The sequence below is a fragment of the Paraburkholderia sp. RL17-383-BIF-A genome, assembly GCF_046028015.1.
Taxonomy (GTDB): domain Bacteria; phylum Pseudomonadota; class Gammaproteobacteria; order Burkholderiales; family Burkholderiaceae; genus Paraburkholderia.
This window is the reverse complement of sequence record NZ_JARESR010000028.1, coordinates 87882-111000: the sequence shown is the minus strand read 5'-3', so window position 1 is coordinate 111000 and position 23119 is coordinate 87882. Positions and strand designations below refer to the sequence as shown.

The 23119-nt window shown below is 62.0% G+C and carries 17 protein-coding genes; 2 read left to right on the top strand and 15 right to left on the bottom strand.

The window, feature by feature from the left end:
* Nucleotides 1–10 precede the first annotated feature (10 nt).
* From P0D71_RS26900 to P0D71_RS26835, 14 genes are all read right to left on the bottom strand, one after another.
* Nucleotides 11–1612, bottom strand: a complete 1602-nt coding sequence (locus P0D71_RS26900; RefSeq protein WP_091805156.1) for a peptide chain release factor 3 — start codon at nt 1610–1612, stop codon at nt 11–13.
* 735 nt (nt 1613–2347) lie between these two features.
* On the bottom strand, nt 2348–4930 hold the full coding sequence (locus P0D71_RS26895) for a fimbria/pilus outer membrane usher protein (RefSeq protein WP_408482962.1): 2583 nt from the start codon (nt 4928–4930) through the stop codon (nt 2348–2350).
* A gap of 184 nt (nt 4931–5114) precedes the next feature.
* The gene (locus P0D71_RS26890; RefSeq protein ID WP_408482960.1) at nt 5115–5858 is read right to left on the bottom strand and encodes a fimbria/pilus periplasmic chaperone; all 744 of its coding nucleotides are present in this window, start codon (nt 5856–5858) and stop codon (nt 5115–5117) included.
* Nucleotides 5859–5932: 74 nt separating this feature from the next.
* Nucleotides 5933–6490: a fimbrial protein gene (locus tag P0D71_RS26885; RefSeq protein ID WP_408482958.1), complete on the bottom strand. Its 558-nt coding sequence runs from the start codon at nt 6488–6490 to the stop codon at nt 5933–5935.
* Nucleotides 6491–6767: 277 nt separating this feature from the next.
* Nucleotides 6768–7328 (bottom strand): fimbrial protein, encoded by a 561-nt coding sequence (locus tag P0D71_RS26880; RefSeq protein WP_408482956.1) that lies wholly within the window; start codon nt 7326–7328, stop codon nt 6768–6770.
* Nucleotides 7329–7746: 418 nt separating this feature from the next.
* Complete coding sequence (locus P0D71_RS26875) at nt 7747–9129, bottom strand: MFS transporter (RefSeq protein ID WP_408482954.1); 1383 nt, start codon at nt 9127–9129, stop codon at nt 7747–7749.
* A gap of 118 nt (nt 9130–9247) precedes the next feature.
* Nucleotides 9248–10687 (bottom strand): NAD-dependent succinate-semialdehyde dehydrogenase, encoded by a 1440-nt coding sequence (locus P0D71_RS26870; protein ID WP_408482952.1) that lies wholly within the window; start codon nt 10685–10687, stop codon nt 9248–9250.
* Nucleotides 10684–11721, bottom strand: a complete 1038-nt coding sequence (locus tag P0D71_RS26865; protein WP_408482950.1) for an aldo/keto reductase — start codon at nt 11719–11721, stop codon at nt 10684–10686. The genes P0D71_RS26870 and P0D71_RS26865 overlap by 4 nt, the downstream gene beginning before the upstream one ends.
* A gap of 83 nt (nt 11722–11804) precedes the next feature.
* Nucleotides 11805–12329 (bottom strand): formaldehyde-activating enzyme, encoded by a 525-nt coding sequence (gene fae, locus P0D71_RS26860; RefSeq protein ID WP_408482948.1) that lies wholly within the window; start codon nt 12327–12329, stop codon nt 11805–11807.
* Between the two features lie 604 nt (nt 12330–12933).
* Nucleotides 12934–13224 (bottom strand): H-NS histone family protein, encoded by a 291-nt coding sequence (locus P0D71_RS26855; protein ID WP_091805180.1) that lies wholly within the window; start codon nt 13222–13224, stop codon nt 12934–12936.
* Nucleotides 13225–13362: 138 nt separating this feature from the next.
* Nucleotides 13363–14562, bottom strand: coding sequence for a serine hydrolase domain-containing protein (locus tag P0D71_RS26850; protein ID WP_408482945.1), 1200 nt, complete (start codon nt 14560–14562; stop codon nt 13363–13365).
* A gap of 241 nt (nt 14563–14803) precedes the next feature.
* Entirely contained in the window at nt 14804–15007 is a 204-nt protein-coding gene (locus P0D71_RS26845) for a hypothetical protein (protein ID WP_007178697.1), read from the bottom strand.
* A 499-nt stretch (nt 15008–15506) separates the two neighbouring features.
* Entirely contained in the window at nt 15507–15767 is a 261-nt protein-coding gene (locus P0D71_RS26840) for a hypothetical protein (protein ID WP_408482943.1), read from the bottom strand.
* Nucleotides 15768–15854: 87 nt separating this feature from the next.
* Entirely contained in the window at nt 15855–17330 is a 1476-nt protein-coding gene (locus P0D71_RS26835) for a sigma-54 interaction domain-containing protein (protein WP_408482941.1), read from the bottom strand.
* Nucleotides 17331–17641: 311 nt separating this feature from the next.
* Here P0D71_RS26835 and P0D71_RS26830 point away from each other — a divergent pair, with 311 nt between their 5' ends.
* Nucleotides 17642–19042, top strand: coding sequence for a GntP family permease (locus P0D71_RS26830; protein ID WP_091805191.1), 1401 nt, complete (start codon nt 17642–17644; stop codon nt 19040–19042).
* 103 nt (nt 19043–19145) lie between these two features.
* A complete protein-coding gene (locus P0D71_RS26825; RefSeq protein ID WP_091805194.1) occupies nt 19146–19547 on the top strand; it encodes a RidA family protein in 402 nt (133 codons plus the stop codon).
* A 22-nt stretch (nt 19548–19569) separates the two neighbouring features.
* Here the strand turns inward: P0D71_RS26825 and P0D71_RS26820 are convergent, their stop codons facing one another.
* The gene (locus tag P0D71_RS26820; protein ID WP_408482939.1) at nt 19570–23091 is read right to left on the bottom strand and encodes an ATP-binding protein; all 3522 of its coding nucleotides are present in this window, start codon (nt 23089–23091) and stop codon (nt 19570–19572) included.
* Nucleotides 23092–23119: the final 28 nt, after the last annotated feature.

Here is a 23119-nt window from a genome sequence, read left to right as displayed (position 1 = left end):
CGCTGCGGACTTACATCGCCTTCTTGAACGGCGCGCCCGAGTGCTCGCGCAATTCGTTGAACACGATCTTCGGCCACGCCTTCTGCGCGACTTCGATCTCGGACACGTGCGAAGCAAGATAAGTCGGCGCATCCGACGCGTCGAGCGCAATGCGCGCCGCGTACGAATCGGTGAAGCGGCGCAGTTCGGCCGGATCGTCGCAGGTTACCCAGCGCGACATGCGGTAGCGCGCCGGCGCCATACGCACGTCGACCTTGTATTCGGTCGACAAACGGTGCGACACCACTTCAAATTGCAGTTGGCCGACCGCGCCGAGAATCATCAAGCCGCCCACTTCCGGGCGGAACACCTGAATCGCACCTTCCTCGCCGAGTTGCTTGAGCGCCTCGCCGAGCTGCTTGGCGCGCATCGGGTCGACCACTTCCACCGTCTGGAAAATTTCCGGCGCGAAGAACGGCAGGCCGACGAACTGCAACTGCTCGCCTTCGGTCAGCGTGTCGCCGAGACTCAGCGTGCCGTGATTCGGAATACCGATGATGTCGCCCGGATACGCCTCGCTCACCGTCTCACGGCGCTGCGACAGGAACGTCACCACGTTGTTCGCACGGAACGTCTTGTTCGTGCGCGTCACCTTCACAGCCATGCCGCGTTCGAAATGCCCCGAGCACACGCGGATGAATGCCACACGGTCGCGGTGCGCCAGGTCCATGTTCGCCTGCACCTTGAACACGACACCGGTGAACTTGGGCTCGTCCGGCATGACCGGACGCTGCACGGTCATGCGCATGGAGGGCGGCGGCGCCAGATCGACCAGCGCGTCGAGAATTTCCTTCACGCCGAAGTTGTTGATCGCCGAGCCGAACAGCACGGGCGATTGCTGACCGGCGAGGAACTGCTCGCGATCGAAATCCGGCGAAGCACCGGTGATCAGATCGATCTCTTCCTTCGCCTTGATCCAGGCATGGCCGAAGCGGCGTTCGCCTTCTTCGTCGCTCGGCGCTTGCAGCGTTTCCACTTCGCCGCCAGCCTTGTCCTGTCCCGCGCGGAAAATGCGCACCTGATCGCGCTGAATGTCGTAGACACCCTGGAAGTCCTTGCCCATGCCGATCGGCCATGTAAACGGCACGGCTGCGACGCCCAGATGCTGCTCGATTTCGTCGAGCAGTTCGAGCGGCTCGCGCACTTCGCGGTCGAGCTTGTTGATGAAGGTGACGATCGGCGTCTTGCGGCTGCGGCAGACTTCGAGCAGCTTGAGCGTTTGCGCTTCGACGCCGTTCGCGCCGTCGATCACCATCACGGCGGCGTCGACCGCGGTCAGCACGCGGTAGGTGTCTTCAGAGAAGTCTTCGTGGCCCGGCGTGTCGAGCAGATTGATAACGGCGTCGCCGTACTCGAACTGCATCACCGAGCTCGCCACCGAAATGCCCCGCTGCTTTTCGATCTCCATCCAGTCGGACGTCGCGTAACGGTTGCTCTTGCGGCCCTTCACGGTACCGGCGATCTGAATCGCGCCCGAGAACAGCAGCAGCTTTTCCGTGAGCGTGGTCTTACCCGCGTCCGGGTGGGAAATGACCGCGAACGTGCGGCGGCGTTTGAGTTCGGAGACTGACATCGGGTCTGGCGGTCACGGATAGGGGTTCGGGCGGTTCCCGGCGGCTTGTGGCTGCCGGTGTGCCACGCCTTGCGCGGCGGCGTCGAGCTGCGGGAGTTGGGCCGGCGGCCCGCGTCACAATGGCAACTCGACCGCGTCGGAAACAGGTCACGAACGAGCGTTCGACAATACGGGAATCGCCAGCGCAGAACAGCGCAGGGAACGAATGATACACGTCATGGGGACCGGCGTATCGAAAAGGGGCAGGTGCGGCGGAGAAGCGGCAGGCGGGTCTGCCCCAGGAGGCCTACTGATAGGACATCGTGAAAGTGGCCAGCGCTCTGATCGAGCCTGCCTCCACATCTCCCGTTCGGCCAAAGCGTAGCAGTCGTCTCTACCGGTGCTGAATCGTCAAATCTGCAGGGCATCTGAAACTGTGTTGGCGCGAGCGTGGCAATCGTCGCACCAACCGTTGGATTGGCGGGCACGGAGATCGATCCCGCGCTGATTATGTTGTCTGCTCCGCTTGCATTACAGATAAGCGCTGCGTGAGCAGCCCTGGCCGCGAACAAATTGAAAACCAGTAATAACATGAGGCACCCGACTATCCGAATGCGCGAACGGCGGTCGCGCCGCGCAACGGTCGCACAGTACAATGCCTCATAGACTGTCGCTTTTCGACTGCAAAGTTGCAGACAAGATTTGAACGCTGAGATTCAATCACCCTTCGAATTCAGTTGCTGAGTACTACGGCAATCAAGGTTCGCCTTTTCCGGTTGGCGCCCCATCCACGCAGTGCCCTTCCACAGACATGTAGACCGCCCCCGCGTTACGCGTCTGCGCCGGCAGCACATAGTCAATGTGGCATTGCTCGGAAGCCGTCGCACCCCATTTCACGAACAGCGAGCCTTTGTCTTCGAGCCCGCGCGCGAAAATCCGGCTGTCCTGCGCAACGACGCCTACCGTGCGTCCACTTGCATCGACGACATCCGCGCCGAACGGCAACGCCTTGCCGCCGAGTTGCGGCGCGCGAATCAGCGCGGCGCGTCCGGTCACCGTCTTGTACCTGATCATCACCACTGAGCCCAGCCGCGGCACCGCCTGCTCCGACGTCGATTCAAACTCGACATCGGTCGAGGTGCCCTTCGGATCGATATCCACCGTGTTCATGCCATACGGCGTCAAATACGGAACCACCGCAAAGCCGCCTCCGTTGAGCTTCACGCCGGGTGAACTGGTGACGCTCGCGCCTGCGGCGCCCGGCGCTTCAATAACGCCGAACGTGTCGCCCACCGTCTGCGAGAAGGTGACGCCGCCCGGATGCGCGACGATCGACCCGCTCACCCCTGCCGACACCTGGCTCGATCCGGTTCCCCCGCTCGCCGATCCCGTCAACTGCGCGTACGGTGCGCGATAGGTACCGCTCGCGCCCGCGCTCGCCGTGCTGGCGCCGGAGCCGCCGCCGTACGTCCCATACGCGTTGTATGAGTACTGGTTACGCTCGCCCAACGAACCACTCACGTTGGCCTGCAAACTGGTGTTGCCGCCGGAACTGCTGAGGTTCGTCGACATGAGCGGCGAATGCGGATCATGGCCGAGCGGCAACGTGGTGCTCAGCATGATCTGGTCCGACATCGATCCGTTCGAACTGCGCGTGCGCCCTGCGCTGACGCTGTACGTACCGTACCTGAAACGATTGGAGTAGCCGGCCTGATAGAACAGATCGCTGCCGCTGCGATTCCAGTATTGCTGTGCGGAAGCGTTCAAGTAGACCGTGCCGTATTCCTTGAAATTCTGATTGAGCGTGGCCTGGAAACGATTGCGCTGGCGATACACCGAATTCGGATCGCCGCCGCGCATTGCGAGGTCACGCGCGGACGCGGCATCCCACAAGTTCATGTACCCAGCCGTCGAATAGCGATACGCCGCGATCGCAATGTTGGTGTTGGTCGGATTGATGAACTTGCTATAACCAACGCGCAAGCTCGTGCCACGCGAGGTGGCCTGATTCGGAATCTGCGTCTCGGCGGCCGTCACGTCGACGGAGAAAGCACCCAGCCGCGTGTTCAGTGCGGTGCCCAGGTCGGCCGCCAGATAGCCGTCCGCAGCGACACCGCCGCCATAGAGCGTGATCAGATTGGTCAGCCCGCGCTGCAATGTGAACTGCGCGAAAATCGGGTTGGTTTCGAGCGTGGCATAACGAAGCTCACCGGCAGTGACCGAAAACCGTGTGGTGCCGGGCCGCAACGATTGGGCGACCGAGGCGTAAGGCACGGTAAAGCTCTTCGTGCGGCCATTGGCTTCGGTGACGGTGACATCCAGGTTGCCGCCATAGCCGGTCGCGTACAGGTCATTGATTTCGAACGGGCCCGGCGACACGGTGGTTTCATCAATCACCTGCCCGTTCTGCCGAACCGTCACGCGCGCATTCGATTCAGCCGTGCCACGCACGACCGGCGCATAGCCGCGCAGGGATTCTGGCAGCATGCGGTCGTCGGTGGCGATCTGCGCGCCGCGAAATTGCACGCTGTCGAACACATCGCCGGTCGTGTAGCCGTCACCGACCGTCAACTGCGACTTCATCGCGGTGATATCACGCTGAAGGTAGGTCGCAATGTTGTCGAACTGCGTGGCGGCACCGGCTTGCTGGGTCACCGAGGACTGATGGCGGAAGTGCCACGCGCCGATGTTCACGCCGGCATTCAAACCGACATAGCTTTGAGTCGATTCAACAGCCGATCCAGCGCTGTGGTACGCGTTCGCGTTGTAGCTCAAGAAACCTGCGTTGACTCCGTTCTGCCACATCTCGGGCGGCACGTAACCGCGCGCGGTGTTTCGCATGTACTTTTGCGGCACGCTGAGGCTGATCTTCTGTTCCGCGAAATCGAAGTCAACGGTCGCGTCGGGCACGGCCGCCGTGAGGTCGACGCATTCGCCGGTAACGCCGGTGTCGGCCCCCGGTTCCGCCTTCACCTTCGCCTCGCTGCTCGCCGCGACCTTGGCGAAGTCGACGCCAAGCTTCTCCAGCATTTGGCGGCTAAGGCAAGGACGCGCCGCAGTCGTTCCGCTCGCGGCGACAAACCGCACGTCATGACGCGCGACACGAATACCGTTGAGGTACACATCGACGGAATAAATGCCTTCAGATACCGGGTTGCCACGCGCGAAGCGCGAGACGTCCACCGTCGCATTCGGATCGACGCGCAGAAATGTCGTATCGAACTCCACGGCTGCGCCCGCTTGAGCGGGTTCGGACGCCTGTGCGCCTGTCGGCTGAACGCCACCCAGCGCCGCGAATGCCAACGTGACAACGGCGGCGACCGGGTTGAGATTGAACACACCCGCGCGTTCAGTGCCACGACCGGCCGCCCTGCGACAGCGTAGGTCCTTCATGATGTGATCGGAATTGAATGTCCCGCCGCAGGCGTGCGTCATCCATGCGTTGCCGGCGCAACGCGCGCCGTGCAGGAGAAAGGGTTGGCCAAAGGCGGCACGCTGCCGCCCCCGGCCGGGCTGTGGCGGTCTAGTCGCCGAGCGCCGCGTCGCCGGTGATCGGGCCGCCGTAGTCGCTGATCGCGATGTAGTGCACCTTCGCGCCCGCGGCGACACCATTCATCTTCGCCATCGGCAGGACCGCTGATGTGCGCGGTGCAACCATGCCACCTTGCTCGTTCCTGAAGGTGTGGCCATTGCTCTCGACGTCGATCTCGCTGAACGAGACGTAGTAAGGCGTCGGATTCGAGACGCTGAGCGCCTGCCCTTTGCCATCCGCCGACGCCGCGATGCTCCAACGCAGTTGCGCGGCCGCATCTTCAGGTTTGCCGGGTAGCTTGTCCGGCCGCGCGAGAACCTTGATGCGGGTGCGATAAGCGAGGCTCAAAGTATTGGCGTCCGAAGCAGCACTTGCCTTTGGTGGGATGTCCAGCACATTGAGCCAATAGACCGACTCGCGGTCCTGAGGTAATGATTCGCCCGTGTACATCACGCGTAACGTCTGCGCCTTTTTCGCGTCCATGCGGAAAATCGGCGGCGTAATCACGAACGGCACTTTGATTTCGCCGGGTTTGGCATCGGCATTGCCGTCGTCGATCCAGACCTGCACGAGGGAGGGTTTGTGGCTGTCGTTATCCAGTTTGACCGAGACTTCACGCTGCTCGAGTGGATACACCACACGCGTACCGCCAATAGTCACGCTTGCCTGTGTGCTGCCGGCCAATAGCGCACAGGCAAAGCCGATTACTATCGGCATATTTTTGAGCAGCTTCATTGCAGTCTGTCTTTCAATAATCCAGAGGAAGGTCGCAAAGAAGCGCCCGCCCGGCGAGCGCTTCGGACCTTCGCTTACTGGTATTCCATCGAGTATTGAACCGACGAGGTGACCGTACCGGGAGCCGCAACGCCTGTCGCGTAGTACTGCGCGAAATACTGCAGGGTTGCCGCGCCGCCCGTGATGGTTGCCCCGTCCGTGGAGACATCGTTGTTCGCGCCCGTCGTGACGTTGATCGGTTGCATCTGCGCGTTGAGGAGACGAACCTCCACGTTTTGCGCGGTGCCGCTGTTCGACAGATAGCCATTCGTCTGGTCGACCGTCGGGCCGTTCTCGAAACGCGCAACTGCTTTGGTGGCCGTGCCGCTGCAGCCGCTCAGTTTCAGTTGCAGATCTGCAGGGTTCGACGTACCGGCCACTTCGCCTGACGACGAAAGCGAACCGGTCGGGACCGGCGCCAGCGTGACTGCCTTGTCGGCCGGGGTACCGCTTGCGCTGCCGTTGATCGAACACGTGCTATCGGTCACGGTGCCGGAGATGGAGATCGTGCCATCCGCCGCATGGGCGCCAAGGGGTGCGAGACCGAGCAGACTGCCGGCGGCGATCGCGATTGCGGGGAGGGATAACTTCATAACGTTCAGTCCAATAAACTAAGAAAAGCTGATCAAATCAAAACGCGATCCTTGTTTTGCTCAAGGATCGCCACATGCGTCAAGCATGCCAATCATTCAGTTCAGGAATACGACAGTTCCTGCTCTAAACGCCTGACCTATCCTTCCGAGATAGGAGAATGCGATGTTAAGTTGTCCCACATCAAAATTACATGAGACAAATCGCCTCTTTCCGTGATTTCAGTCAATGGATTGATTGAATCAATGCACGCCGGTAAGGAGTGTCTCTATCTGGGGTTTACTGATATTGCATCGTGTATTGAACCGACGTGTAGACCGTACCCGCCTGGGCTGCATCGAGCGCGTAATACTGTGCGAAATACTGCAACGTTGCCGCGCCGCCGGTGATAGCCACCCCGCTCGTACTGATATCGTTGTTCCTGCCCGTCAGCACATTGATCGGCTGCATTTGCGCGTTGAGCAGTTGAACTTCCACGTTTTTCGCGGTGCCGCCCTGGTTCGCCAGAAGGCCCGTTGACTGGTCGATTGTCTGGCCGTTTTCGAAGTTGGCAATCGCCTTGGTAGCCGCGCCAGTGCAACCCGTCAAAACGAATCTCAGATCTGCCGCGTTCGACGTACCAGCCACGGCACCTGATGTCGTAAGCGCACTGGCCGGAACCGATGGCAGCGTGACTAACAGGTTGGCGGGCGTGCCACTCGCCGAGCCGTTGATCGAGCAAGTGGTGTCTGTCACAGTGCCACTTATGGTGATCGTACCGTCCGCCGCATTGGCGCCAGCCGGCGCGAGACTCAACACACCGCCAGTAGCGATCACGAATGCGGAGATCATCGATTTCATTGCTGTATTCCTAAAGATTAGACAGAAAACTCAACGGCAGTCGCAGAGATACGTCGTACCGTTGCCCACCTCGATCACGCTGATTTCGCAAGGCAAACAGGCAAAATAAATGCCGAATAACTTGATTTCGCGCAAAAAAAGTCAATCGTAAGTTTTACTGGATAAGAAATACATGAGGCAAATTGCCTTTCCTGAGATTTCGACGGGGATATCAGGCACCAAGTGGCTGGCTGTGTGTCCGGCAGAGTGATGCATCAATGCACGAAGAATCGGTCGAACTGGCTCTTCGTGAATAGGCTGGACGCGGCAATCCGCCGCGCAAAATTGGTGGCGGGCAGCAAGCTGCTCAGCGTGTCAAAAACAAAAACCCGCCGCATCGTTGCCAATGCGGCGGGTTATTTTCGAACAGAGAAAAGCGCTACGCGCCGCTCGCCTCGTTCAACGTCAAATGCTTCGTCTCGGGCGCCCACGCAATCGACACCACCATCCCGATCAGCAATACTGCGGCAAGCACCATCATCGTGATGTGGAAACCCAGATGCACGATGCCGAGCGGCAGCAAAAACGTGCCGACCGCCGAGCCAAGACGGCTGCACGCAATCGCGAGACCAACGCCGCAAGCACGCACCTCAGTGGGAAAACACTCCGGCGGAAACACGCCAACCAGATTGGAAAACGCCGACATGGTCAGCGTGAAAATCGCGAATGCGACAATCATCCCCAATGCCGCCGACTCCGGCAGCACACTCAATGCGATCAGCGAAACACACGTCACCGCGAACGAACCGATCAGGAAGACACGACGCGGCAGCTTGATCGTCAGCCAGATACCAATCAGCGCGCCGAGCACGAGAAACCCATTGAGCAGAAAATCCGCGCTGGAATCGTTGTTCAAATGAATCGCTTTCAGAATGGTCGGCAGAAACGTATAGACCGCGAAATACGGAATGACGAGACACACAAAGAACGCGCAATTGAAAATCGTGCGTCGAATCAGATCCGGTTTGAACAACCGCATAAAGCCGCCCGCCGTTTGCGCGTGCTCATCATGAGCGCCGTCGAGGGTCACGTTCGCGCCAAAATGCTTGAGCATGACCGATTTGGCCTCCGCGACCCGGCCTTTGCCATGCAACCAGCGCGGCGACTCCGGCGTGCCTACGCGCAACACGAGCACGACCAACGCCGGCACGCCCGCCGACGCAAGCAACCAGCGCCATGCATCTGGCGAAGCATCGGCGTAATGCATGCCCAGCACGTTCGCCGCCACGTAACCGATCGTCCACACCACGCTGAACGACCCGAGCAACGTGCCACGGTGCTTGCGCGGCGAGAATTCCGCGAGAATGGCGTGCCCCACCGCAAAATCGCCGCCCATGCCGAAACCGATCACCACCCGCAGCAGACACAATTCGAGCGGTGAGCGCACATAGAACTGCGCAAACGCGGCTGCGGTAATGATCAGAAAGCTCAGCAGAAAAATCTTTTGTCGTCCCAGGCGATCGGACAACCAGCCGAAAACCAGACTGCCGAAGAAAATGCCCATCAATGCGGAACTGCCGATCATGCCCATCCAGAAAGCGTCGAGCGGCATCTGCCGATTCATCGATGCGAGCGCGTAACCGATCGTGCCGAGCGCGAAGCCTTCGGTAAAGTGCGCGCCGAACGTCAAGCCGGCGATCTTGACGTGAAAGGCATTGAGCGGAACATCGTCGAGAGGAATGGGGCCGTGCGCGGGTGCTGCCGCCGCCGGCAAAGTGGGGGCGAGGCCGAGAGTGGCCGCCTGCATGTCCTGATTGCTCACGCTGTCTCCTTCGTTGATATGAGTCGTCGGGCGTGGCTGGCGTGCTGCCGGTTGCCCGATTGCGTGGTCCGCCAGTGCGGCACGCTTGTGCATGCCGCAGCGGCCCGCGGTCTGAAGATCAGCGCCCGAGGCCGCCCATCATCATGTATTTCAGTTCCGTGTATTCATCGAGCCCGTACTTCGAGCCTTCGCGACCGAGCCCTGACTGCTTGACGCCGCCGAACGGCGCGACTTCCGTGGACAGAATCCCTTCGTTGATGCCGACCATGCCGCTCTCCAGCGCTTCGCCGACGCGCCAGGCGCGGGCCAGGTCGCGTGTATAGAAATACGCCGACAAGCCGAGCGGCGTGTCGTTAGCCGCGGCAATGGCTTCCTCTTCGGTCTTGAAACGAAAGCATGCGGCCACCGGGCCGAAGGTTTCTTCCCCGGCGATCAGCATCGAACTGGAGGCGTCGGCAAGAACGGTCGGTTCATAGAACGTGCCGCCGAGCGCATGCGGTTTGCCGCCCGTCAAAATCTTCGCGCCCTTTTGCAATGCGTCGGCAACGTGCGTTTCGACCTTCTTCAGCGCCGCCTGATTGATCAGCGGACCTTGTTCGACCTCGCCTTGCAACGCGTTGCCTACGCGCATCTTGCACACGGCTTGCGTCAGCGCCGACGTGAATGCTTCGTAGATGCCGTTCTGCACGTAGAAGCGATTCACGCACACACACGTCTGCCCGGTGTTGCGGAATTTCGAAGCCATCGCGCCCTGCACGGCGGCGTCGAGATCCGCGTCGTCGAATACGATGAAGGGTGCGTTGCCGCCGAGTTCGAGCGAGAGCTTTTTCAACGTGTCCGCCGATTGCTTCGCCAGCAGCTTGCCGACGCGCGTCGAGCCGGTGAACGACAGCTTGCGCACCACGTCGGATTCGGTGAGCACGCTGCCGATCGCGACGGCATCGCCGGAGACGATGTTGAACACGCCCGGCGGAATGCCCGCCTTCTCCGCGAGCACCGCCAGAGCGAACGCGGATAACGGCGTTTCCTCCGATGGCTTGAGCACCATCGTGCAGCCGGCCGCGAGCGCGGGACCGGCCTTGCGCGTAATCATGGCGAGCGGAAAATTCCACGGCGTAATCGCCGCCACCACGCCCACCGGTTCGCGCGTCACAATGATCTTCGCGTTCGGATTGGGGCTCGGGATTACGTCGCCATACGCGCGCTTCGCTTCCTCAGCGAACCATTCGAAGAAGCTGGCCGCATAGCCGACTTCGCCGCGGGCTTCGGCAAGCGGCTTGCCTTGTTCGAGCGTCAGCAGTTCTGCAAGCGCGTCGCGATTCTCGAGCATCAACTCGCCCCAGCGTTTGACGCGCACGCTGCGCTCTTTTGCGGTCAGCGAACGCCATGCGGGAAACGCGCGCTCGGCAGCCGCGATGGCTTGCGCGGTTTCCGCCGCGCCACCTTTGGCCACTTGCGCAACCACCTCGCCGGTTGCGGGATTCAATACGGCGTATGTGCCGGCGCTTTCGTACCACTCGCCGCCGATGTAATGCGCTGTGCGGAGAAATTCGTTCATGCCGCCTTCTCCAGCGTTTCGACGAACACACCTTGTGCGAGCCGCGGTTCGCGGGCAACACGCTTGCCGGCGGTGTAATCGTTGATCAGATCGCACGGCGTGTAGTTGCGTTCGAGTTCGAACAGTTCGTCCGCCGAGAGCGTCGTGCCGAGCGCCGCGAGCGCGCTATCGAACTGCGCCGCCGTATCCGCGCCGACCAGCATGCTTGCGACGCCGCCATGGTTCAGCACCCACGCCTGCGCGATTTGCGCGGCCGACACCCCGCGCCGTGCGGCCACGCGCGCCACCGAAGCGGCAATCTCACGCGAAGCCACATCGCCATACATTTGCGCGGTGAAGAAGTCGGTCTGATTGCGCGTCGAACCCGGATCGCACGTCAGCAGCCCACGCGCCAGCGGACTGAACACCGAGACGCCGACGCCCTGATCCTGGCAATACGGAATCATTTCGCGCTCTTCCTCGCGGTACGCCAGGTTCAACTGCAACTGCATGTTGATCGGCTTGTGCCAGCCGTTGCGCTCGCAGACCTGCATGATCTTTGCGAACTGCCACGTGTACATGGTCGATACGCCAATGTAGCGGGCCTTGCCGGCGCGCACGATATCGTTGAGCGCACCCATGGTTTCCTCGACCGGCGTGTTCACGTCGAAGAAATGCAGCATGTAGATGTCGACGTAATCCATGCCGAGACGCGTGAGCGAGGCGTCGATGCCATCCATGATGTGCTTACGCGAATGGCCGCCGGCGTTCTGATACGCCCCCATGTCGTAACCGACCTTGGTCGTCACGACGATTTCCTCGCGGCGCGCAATACGCTTCAGAATGCGTCCCACCACTTCTTCGCCCACGCCGGTCGAATAGAAATCGGCGAGGTCGATGAAATTGACGCCCGCTTCCAACGCATGACGGACAATCGGCTCGCTTTGGGCTTCATCGAAAATCCACGGCTTCCATTGCGGCGTGCCCATATTCATCGTGCCGAGGCACAGACGCGAAACCTTCAGGCCGGATTGGCCGAGGCGAATATATTCCATTGTGCTTGTCTCCTTCCTGGTCGCATCCAGCGGCGCGGACGGTGAGTGGCGCATCCGCGCTCACCGAACCGCGCGGCATGCGATTAACGTTGTTTCGGTGTGTAGAACGGGTTCGATACGTCGCGTGCCGCGGCGAATACTTCTTCGCGATGCGGCAGGCCTTTCATCGCCGCGAGGATCGCGTTCCTGCACGCGCGATAGTTGTTTTCGAAGACGGCATCGAGATCGTCCGTACTCGGGTTGACCCAGTTCGCGGACACCACCACCCAATCGTTTTCTGCTTCGGGCGGCAGCGTGCCGTTCTCCAACGACTCCGCCACCGCCTTCGCAATGCCGGCTTGCGAGGCGCCCCACGTCGCATTGCCGTGGAAGTCGCTGCCGATCTGCGCCTTGTTCACATAGAGCGTCAGCGGCTTGGTCGGCACGCCCGGACGCGCGATGACGACGAAAGGCGCGTGGCCCGCGGACGGCGTCGCCAGTGCGGTGGCGAAGGCCTGCCCTGCCGGGCCGTTACGCGGGCCGACCAGTATGTTGATGTGCGCGAGGTTGACGCCGGGGCCTTCGAATCCTTCGCCGATAAAGAGTTGTTTGTCCGTCGATACGCTCATGGTCGTTCCGTCGAGGTTGAGTGGATGGCCGATTGTGACGTTCGGCATCCGCGACCCTGTATCGATGAGTTTTGATGCGGGGTATGAGAGGAACTCAACTCCGGGTTAGTCCCGAGCGCAGTGGTGTGCGCGTATCGGTGAGCGCAAAGGTGAGGGTTTTCGGGACTCTCGCCGACGCACCCTCGATTGGCGATGAAAGGTGAGCATGCCGAAGCTCGTTCTCGCACCTGCACGAACGCGAACTGCGGCGTGTCGAGGCCAACGCGACAACTGGAAAGGGAATGGGGCTGGGGCCGCCGCGATTCTTCGCAGAGCCTGGGAACGCGCGCCAGCAATGGCTGGCGCGGGTTTCCGCGAAACAGGATGAGTTGCCGCGAGACGCGGCGTCAAGGTGGACGCAAGGTGCGTCACTCGCCAAAACCTGGCTCACCGAAGCAGAGAGCCGAGGCGCAAACAGCACAGCCTGTCGAACGACTCCGGCTTCAGGTTCACGCGAAAGGTGAGCGTTTTCGGGACCTGCGTGACGGTGCGAGAAACTCCGCTCGCGACATCACTTCAGACAATCCGGCGCACGACGAGCAGACACGCCATGCGCCGACGCGCTTCAGACTTCGATCAGAAAGCGCTCGCGATTCTTGCCGGCAAGCCACGCGGGCGAGCGCCCACGGCCGCTCCAGGTTTCGCCGGTCTTCGGGTTGCGATACTTGGCAACCGACGCGGTTTTACGGGCCGTAGTGCGCTTGCTCGTAAAACCCAACTCTTCGGCCGTCAGATCGTATTCGGCCACCTTCTGCTTGATGTCGGCGATCGCCTGCGCAATTTCCTTCTCGCGGGCCGCCGCGACTTCCTTGTGGAGTTTTTCGAGTTGGGCAGTCAACTGCTTGTACGAGGCCATGGCGGGTGCTCCGATCGTTTTGACGAGTACTGAAGTGCGGACACTATCAGACGAATAAATTACCGGATAGAGAGGCGTAAAGCCAGGCGCCGTTGACGCGGCCAGCAGCCGTCGGCCTGCCCGCCGCAGCCCGGTCTCTCAATCGTCAATCGCATCGTACACGCGGCGTTCGAAATCGACTGCCATAGAAAACGGTTCGATCGACCGCCGTTGAATCAGCATCAGCCCAATCAGGTCCTCGACCGGATCGGCGAACCAGCTCGTGCCATAGGCACCCGGCCAGCCGAACGACCCCATCGAGCGATAGCCGAGCGGCAACTGCTGCGCAGGATCATCGACGACCGACACGCCGAGGCCGAACCCCTGGCCTGCCCACAGCACATGTCCGAAGGCCGGCACGCGGCGTTGGTCGCGCGTCAGGAAGTTCGAGCGCATCAGATCGACTGAGCGATGCGACAGCAAACGCGTCGTACCGACCCGCCCACGTCCGAGCAGGAGTTGCGCGAATTGCAGATAGTCCTGCGCTGTCGAAATCAGGCCACCGCCGCCGCTCTGGAATCGATCCCGATTCGCCCATCGGCTCGAAGCAGGATGATCCTCGACCACACGCCGTCCCGAGCCCGCTTCGACGCCATAGGCGGTGGCCAGCCGTGCGAGTTGTGCGTCGGGCACCCAGAACGCCGTATCGCGCATGCCGAGCGGCTCGAAAATCCGCGTCCGGAAAAACTCGCCGAGCGGCATGCCGCTCACGCGTTCGATCAGCACGCCGAGCACGTCGGTCGCGATGCCGTAGTGCCAGCGTGAGCCGGGCTGAAACATCAGCGGCAAATCCGCGATGCGGGCAAGCCACGTGTTGGCGTCCATGCGCGCTTCGAAACCGTTGAATGCGGCTGCGTAGGCTTTGGACAGCGGCCCGGTTGCGGTGAAGGCATAGGCGAAGCCCGCGCGATGCGTCAGCAGATCCAGCACGGTGAGCGACGCTCTGGCCGGGTCGGTTTCGTCGAGCGGACCGGTGGGGTCGCGCAGCACGCGCGGCGCGGCCAGTTCAGGCAACCAGAGGGAGATCGGCGTGTCGAGGGCGAGCCGGTCCTCTTCGATCAGCATCAGGATCGCGGCGCTGGTGACCGGCTTGGTCATTGAGGCAATGCGGAACAGCGTATCGCGCTCCATGGGCAATAGCGCGGCTTCGTCCCGCATGCCGAGCGGCTCGAAGTAGCCGATCTCGCCGCGCCGCCAGACCATTGAAACCACGCCCGCCACTTCACCGCGTTCCACATAGCCTTGCATGGCGTTGGTCAACGCCGTCAATCGAGACGCAGAGAGTCCTGCTCGTTGCATGTTCGTCCTGAGTCAGTGGGTAGGAATGCCGGCCTGCTCGTTATGGCTTGGGGGCGCCGTCCGTCCGCAGTTGGTCTAATGCCCGCATCCGTCCGTCTGGCGCGTACGCAGCAAATGCGCGGCTTGCATCGAGACAGCCGTCCGCTACGCGGCAACCTGCCCGGCCGTTACGTTCCTTAATTTTTGCAGACGATGTTACCCGATGAAAGGGAACGTCGAAGCCGCCCACCGTTGCGGTAGTTCAGCCTTTTTGCCGCTCTTCCAGCGCCGAGAGCGCGGCGTTGAGCCGTTTCACGCGGCTCGCTTGCGCCGGCACCCGAACCGCGCCCGATACGGAATCGATGCGGCTGCGCCAATACGATAGCGGGATGCGGTCCTCAGCGGAGATATGCGAGATTACGTGTTCAAGATGTTCAATATCTTTTTCGAGTTGGTGGTGATTCATTGCTTTCCCCGGATTACTCGTTGAACTATTTTCACTGCGTAAATAAAAGCATAAAGCGTGCCGTTTTGGTTCTTTTTATTCGAAACGGAAAATCCTTCCTGAGCACCCTCCACGCAAGGATTGAAGCGGCAAAACCTGCTTGCTGCCTGATTTCCAAGACTGTCAGAAAAGAATAGCGCCGCTAAACTTCGCGTTCCGTTAGGTTCCGCACCGACTTAGCTTAACGGCAAAAAATTCGCGGATTTAATTTCGGCCGGCGGTTGGAAATAATATGAAGCGCGGCATTAAAAACCATTACGCATAAGTGCCGCAGGGCGAAGCTGCATTAGACGCAGGTCTTTACGACCGCCATGCACTTGTCGTCCCGATCTCGAGGAATCGAATGAACCGATTTGCCGGGTGCAGATGAAATCGGCGCTGCGATAGAGGCGCCCGCCGTCACGATCGAGCGGCGGGCCGAAGGAAGAGAATGCCAGAGACGCTTATCGCGCCCGCGCCGTTACTTCGCCCGGCAGGCGTAAATCAGATTGAGCGTGCCATTCTCGGTCGACTGGCGCACCACGTCGAACGCGCCGCCGCATCCCGCGCTGGCCTGCTGCGAGCACGAATCGGAACCGGCCGGGCACTGCACCTGCGTCGTTGCGCGACCATCCGACAGAAACAGCGGCGCGCTACTGCTGCAACCGCTCAGCACGACCACGGCGCCGACCGCCAGCGTGGCGCTGGCCCGGCTCGCAAAGGAGGAGAGACTGCGTTTCATCTGAAACCCCGATCACATCTTGTTTTTCGATCACGCGATTGTGCCACGCGGCAATTACGCTGCGTCACTCGACGTCGCCGAACGTGGTCATACGCCGATGCCGTAAGCGGCGATCTTCTTGTAGAGCGTCGCGCGGCCCATGCCGATCTGATTGGCCGTCTCGATCACGCGGCCACCGTTGGCGCGCAAGGCGTCGATCAGGAAACGCTTTTCGAAGGCCGCCATCGCGTCGCTCCACGACGCCGGTTCGGGCGCGCCGGCTTGCGCGCCCGGAGCGTGCGCCGCGGACAGCGCCTCGGTGGCCGCCAAACGACGATGCCCGCCGCCCTGCGCCGAGCCGATAAACGGCGCCAGCGCCCGCGCATCGATCCGCTCGCTGTCGGAAAGCATCACGGCGCGCTCCAACGTATTGCGCAATTCGCGCACGTTGCCCGGCCAGTCGTAGGAACACAGCAGCCGCAGCGCGTCGTCCTGCAATTCGAAGTGACTGCCGCCACTTGCCTGCGTCGACAGGTCTTCGAGCATGGCGTAGGCGAGCGCTTCGATATCGGAGACCCGCTCGCGCAAAGGCGCCGCGTGGATGGTCAGCACATTCAGCCGATAGAACAGGTCGGCGCGAAAGCGCCCCGCCGCGACCAGCGCCGGCAAATCGGCCGAAGTCGCCGCGATGATCCGGACATCCGCGCGCACGATCCGGTTCGAGCCCAGCGGTTCGAACTCCTTGTCCTGCAACACGCGCAGCAGCTTGCCCTGCAACGGCAGCGGCATATCGCCGATTTCGTCGAGAAACAGCGTGCCGCCGTTCGCGAGCTCGAACTTGCCGACGCGCCCCTTGCGGTCCGCGCCTGTGTACGCGCCGGGCGCGGCGCCGAAGAATTCGACTTCGAGCAAAGTGTCGGGAATCGCCGCGACGTTGACCGTCACGAGCGGCTGATTCGCGCGCGCCGAGCCGCCGTGGATGGCATGCGCCAGCAACTCCTTGCCGGTGCCGGTTTCACCGAGCAGCAGCACGGGCGATTCTAGTTGCGCCGCGCGGCGCGCCTGCCGCTTCACTTCGAGACTGGCCGCGCTGGTGCCGACGAAACTGCCGAACGTATATTTCGCGCGACGCGCCTGGGCGAGCGACCGGCGCGTTGCGATCAACTCTTCCTGCACGCGCGAGTAGTGGGAAAAGAGCGGCGTCAGTGCCTTTAGCTCATCGAAAAGCGCAAAGCCGACGGCGCCGACAGTGACGCCCGCGTCGTCCTTCAGCGGCAGACGCGTCACGACGAGCGGTTCGCGGTCCGTTTCCAGAATATCGAGCAGAATCGGTTTGCCGGTGTTGACGACCTCGCGCATCAGGCTATTGGGAATCACCGCCTCGCAATCGCGGCCAATCGCCTGCTCGGGGTCCGAAAAACCGAAACGGGCCGCATAGCGCTTGTTGATCCAGACCACGCGCGCGTCCGCGTCGACGATAAAGGTGCCTTCGCTGAAATTTTCGAATGTGCGAAAGAGCGAATCCATCGCCCGGCGCAATACGTCGCCGTAAGTGGCAGGCAGGCCTGCCCAGTCGTTCATCATGCTGTCGCTGTCTCCGGCTAACATCTTTTTATGATTGTCTCATTTCGTAGACAAGCTTATCTCATCGAAGAGATCGCCAGCAAGCCTGCGGCATAAGGGTTTAACCTTGGTTTGGCCTATGTTCAGCGGATTTACGTCCCGTTTTGGAGACGTTTGGGTACAATCGGCCGCACCACGTCTCGAGCTTCGGCCCGCGCTATCAGGCGGCTGGCCGCTAGCGTGCGCGTGGCACGAAACCTGCGTTTGCCGGCGCCGTGCCGTCGCACCTTCGGGACGGCGACCATGTAGAACAACCAAGCTTTGGAGACTCAATGTCCTTTGTTATCGTCCTCGCCGCGCTGGCGTTCCTGATGTTTGCCGCCTACCGCGGCTACAGCGTCATTCTATTTGCGCCGATCGCCGCGCTAGGCGCCGTTCTGTTGACCGATCCGGCCGCCGTCGCGCCGGTTTTCACCGGCATCTTCATGGAGAAGATGGTCGGCTTCGTGAAGCTCTACTTCCCGGTGTTCCTGTTAGGCGCCGTGTTCGGCAAGGTCATCGAATTGTCGGGCTTCTCGGAATCGATCGTGGCCGCTGCCATTCGCTATATTGGCCGTTCGCGCGCCAATGCGGTGATCGTTGCGGTGTGCGCGCTGCTCACCTACGGCGGCGTCTCGCTATTCGTGGTGGTGTTCGCGGTCTATCCGTTCGCCGCCGAGCTGTACCGGCAGAGCAACATTCCGAAGCGCCTGATGCCCGGCGCGATCGCCCTGGGTGCGTTCTCGTTCACCATGGATTCGCTGCCCGGCACGCCGCAGATCCAGAACATCATCCCGACCACGTTCTTCAAGACCACCTCGTGGGCCGCGCCCGCATTGGGCGTGATCGGCTCGCTGTTCATCATCGTGGTCGGCCTCACGTATCTTGAATGGCGCCGCCGCGCAGCAATGGCAACCGGCGAGGGTTACGGCACGGATCTGGTCAACGAGCCAGACCGCGTCGAATCGAAGCAACTGCCGCATCCGTTGCTGGCAGTCGCGCCGCTGGTTCTGGTCGGTGTCGCGAACTTCCTCCTGACCCGCTGGATCCCGAACTGGTACGGCGCGTCGTACACGGTTGCACCGGACATCCTGCCGGGCATCCACGCACCGGTCACCACGACGATCAAGGCCGTGGTCGCCATCTGGGCCGTGGAAGGCGCGCTGCTTCTCGGCATCATCATGGTCGTCGTCACGGCGTTCAACCGCGTGCGCGAACGCTTCGCAATCGGCACCAAGGCCGCCGTGGCCGGCGCGCTGCTTGCTTCGTTGAATACGGCGTCGGAATACGGTTTTGGTGGTGTGATCGCAGCGTTGCCGGGCTTCCTGGTGGTCAGCAACGCGCTGAAGAGCATTCCCAATCCGCTCGTCAATGCAGCTGTTTCGGTGAGCTCGCTGGCCGGTATCACGGGTTCGGCGTCGGGCGGCATGAGCATCGCGCTCGCGGCCATGTCGGACACGTTCATCAAGGGCGCGGAAGCCGCGCATATCCCGATGGAAGTGCTGCACCGTGTCGTCGCGATGGCGAGCGGCGGTATGGACACGCTGCCGCACAACGGCGCGGTGATTACGCTGCTGGCGGTCACGGGCTTGACGCATCGACAGTCGTATCGCGACATTTTCGCGGTGACCGTGATCAAGACCATGGCGGTCTTCTTTGTGATCGCGGTCTACTATGCGACCGGTTTGGTCTGATCGGGCGGGAGTTGGGCAGGATGCCGCGCACCGCGCCGGCATCCTGAGTTTTGATCGGTTACCTTGTCATCCCGACATTCGATCCGACCCAGCGCACCCGCCCATGAGCTCAACCCCCTCCTTCTGGATGATTCCCTCAGCACCCACACCGGTCGGCCCGTTCTCGCATGCTGCCGAGGCCGACGGCTGGGTCTTCCTGACCGGCCAGATGCCGACCTCCCCCACCGACGACGCTGCACCGCTGCCCGAGGGTGTCGTCGCCCAGACCAAGCGCGTGATGGACAATCTCGTGCTGGTTCTTCAGGGGCTGGGCCTCGGCCTGCATAACGTGGTTGCCACACGTATCTTCCTGACCGAGTTCAAGCGCGACTACGCGCCGATGAACGAAATCTACCGCGCCTACTTTCCGGCGGACGCGCTACCCGCGCGAACCTGTATCGGCGTGACCGCGCTGGCGCGCGATGCGCTGGTCGAAATCGATTTCGTCGTCAAACGGCCGGGTTGATTTCGCAGGGTTGAACGGCAACTCAACGCGCGGGTTGCTCGTCGACTCCGTAGTGATCTGATAAGGCTTCGTGCAGCGAGATGGCCCGTTCGTCCATCTCGGTTGTCCAATGGCTGGAGTCGGCGCATAGCCTTTGCAACTGCCGGCATTCTTCGAAAAACCGCGGTTCCTGCACGACCACGAATGCACCGCTCGCGCTGTGCGCCCAGCCGGCCAACGCTTGCACGTCCTCTTCTTCGACAATCGCGAGCAGCCTCGGCAGATCTTTCTGCAAGTGGTCTCTGAGCATGGCCGTGTAACGCGCCTTGTCGTCCGCGCTGAGCGTGCTGGTTGCGTTGGCGACGGGAGGCGTGGAGTCCGCGGGAGCGGAAGCCGATGCCGATGCCGATGCCGATGCCGATGCCGATGCCGAAGCCACCTCAGCCTGCGCGGGCACCGCCGCCAGCAAAGCCGCTTGCAGTTCGCTCAACGACGCCGGCTTGGAGACATACCCGCTAAAGCCGCTCTCGTGCCAGCTTTGGGCCTGCTGCTCTTCGGCGACGGCACTGAAGGCCAGCACCGGCAGTTCCGCGTGCCGCTCGCGCAATGCCGCCAGCAGTTGGTGGCCATCCATGACCGGCATATGGATGTCGGTCAGCACCACCTCGAAGGGCGCCTGTTCGAACAACCTCAGCGCCTGCTGCCCATCCGCGGCGATCGTGGGCACGCAGCCGAGCGCCGCCAGTTGCTCGGCGATCAGGTTCTGAATCAGAGGATTGTCTTCGGCGACGAGGACTGCAAGACCCAACAACGCGGGATCGATCTCAGCAGCAGGCACAGCGCAGACGCGCGCGGTCCCTTCGTCCAGCGCGGCGGCCGTGCCTTCGACGGCCAGCTCGACTGCGGTCAAACACGCGGTCCGGCTGAACTCGCTCACTTCGAGCACACCCTGACCGCGCGCCTCCGGCCGGGTCGGGCCGCCGCTCGTCATCCACACCGCGCCGACCGCCTGCAACGCGCGCAACGTGGTAATCGCTTCGAGATCGTATTCACCGGACACGATCAACACTACCGGCCGATTCGCTTTCAACCATGCCTGCGCGTCGGCGAGCGACACCACTGCGTGGCTCGACCAGCCCGCTCGCTGAAGCCAGCCATCCAGAAACTCGCCGGCTTGCTGCTCGGTGCACAACACGAGCGCCGTCCCGCGTGGCGCCGGGAGACCCGCCGACGCGCGCTGCTCGTCGGGCACAGCCACGAGCGGGATCGATACGTGAAATACGCTGCCCGCGCCAGGCACGCTTTCGGCGGAGATCCGACCGCCCATCAATTCGCACAGGCGCGCGCAGATCACGAGCCCCAGACCGGTGCCGCCAGTGCCGCGCGACGTACCCAGCTCCCCTTGCACGAATGGCTTGAACAGTCGGGCCAGAAGCGCCTCGCTCATGCCGGCGCCAGTGTCCGAAACCCGGCAGCGTAGCGTCGGGCGGCCCAGCGAGTCGTCCTTCACTTCCGCGTACAGCGTAATCTTGCCGGAGGACGTGAATTTGAACGCGTTGCTCAACAGGTTGTTGACGACTTGCGCGATTCGCATGCGATCGCCGATCAGGGTGCAGTCGAGTGTCGGCGAAAGGAGTGCATAGAAACGGATCGGGCGGTCTCCGCGCATCGGCGCGTGAGAAAACGCGATGTTTTCAAAGTCGTCGATGGGGCGGAAGGCGTCGTTCGCGAGCAGCATCTCGCCGGCATCCATCTTCGCGAAGTCGAGTATGTCGTTGACGACGCGGCGCAGCGCATCGGACGCCACGCCCAACGTTGCAAGCCGCTGCGCATGCGCCTCGAGGCCGGGTGTGCGTGCGAGCAGTTCGAGATTGCCGAGCAGCGCATTCAACGGCGTGCGGATTTCGTGGCTCATCGCCGCAAAGAAATTCGTCCTCGCACGCATCATGGCGTCCGAAGCCTGCTGCGCGTGCCGCAATTGTTGTTCGAGCAGGGTCTGAGCGGTGACGTCGAGAATCGCGCAAAACAGCACGTTCTCACCGGCGTACCGCGCGGGCGCATAGGTAAACTGCAAGAACCGCGCGGGCGTAGCGCCTTCGTCTGAAGGCGGTGACGCCAGCGCCTGCGGGTGCGGCTGAGCGACCACGACGAAAGCGGCGATCCGTGCGATTGCCGCGGCCGAAGGTTTATCAGACGTCTGCGCGCGGAATTCGCTCACGATATGCGGCGGCAACCGGTTGCTGCCTGGTTCGATCGGCAGCAACACCGCTGCCAGCGCGTTGACGGTCAGAATGGAATAGTCGCTTTGACGGACGACGCACAGACCGACCGGCGTCGCACTCACCAGAACGTGATTGATGGTTTCACTTTCCAGTGAGCGGGAGGTCTCGGCAAATGCATTGCGCAACAGCCGAAGTCCGAAATAACGCGCCGTCAGCGCAACCGCCAGAAGGATCAGCGCCGCGAGGCCGCCGATCACAGCGAGTTGCCAGCCAAGCGCGACAGCAAGCGCGCCCCACGACATATAGCCGACCAGGAAGCCAAACCCAGGCTTCAGCGGCTCATGAAAGATCACGCCTTCACGCCCGTAATGAAATACATGCGACGGCGTTGCCGCCACCGTCTGTTGCAACATTTTGCCGGTCGGCGCGCTGATCGGCTCCGAGGAAACGACAATGCGGTGATCCGCGGTCATGAGCAGTATCGTGCCCTCGTTGCCGGGTGGCGCAATGCGCCTCGCGAGCACATCGAGCCGGATCGTCATGCTGATCAACGTAGTGGGCGTGTCGCCGTCGTAGTAGACGCTCACCGCCGAGATCACCGGCACGTTCTCCAGCGGATCGACATACGGGCCGAGCCAGACACGCTCGCCTTTGCCGGGCAGGCGCTTGCCGGTTTGCACCTCGAGTTGGCGTTCGAGCGTGTCGCGCAGCGTCCTTATGACTGCCAGCCGCTGCTGGGGCATGGCGGACAGGTCCGCTGCGGCGGCTTGTCCCGCCACCGGTTGTGAGAGCGAAGGCAGGATCACCGCATAGTCTTCCTTCAGCCCGACCAGCGTTGCCCGTTGCTGCAACTCGAAGGCCTGCTGCGTCGCAAGTGTCGACTGCGACGCTTCGTAGAGGCGGCCAAGCTTCTCGCCGAGTTGTGCGCCCCACGCGGTGGCGGTGGCTTCGCCGACCAGCATGTCGAAGCCGGCGTCGATCCTGTCCACCTTGCCGCTCACCATGCCGGTCCGGCGAACCGATTGCTGAATGGCATCCGGCGCGCTGCGCACCTGGGCAGCGGTGTAGTAATAGTCGAATGTGAGCTCGACGCGTCGCGAGAACGACTCCTCCTGGTGCAGCAGAAGGGAGATGTCGGTTGCATTCTGCGACGCGAAAGTGCGGCGATAGTCGAGTTGCGCGAGCCCGGCAACGACAGCCAGCACGAGCGCGAAAATCGCCACGATCAGCATGAGGGAACCGATCGTCGCCAGATAAACCCGTTGTTGGCGCTTCGCGTTCTGCGCGAGCGTGGCGAAAGCCAGCGCCAATGACTCTTGTGTGCGGTCGAGGATCTTCTGCATCAGCTCGCTGGAATAGCGGATTCGTGCA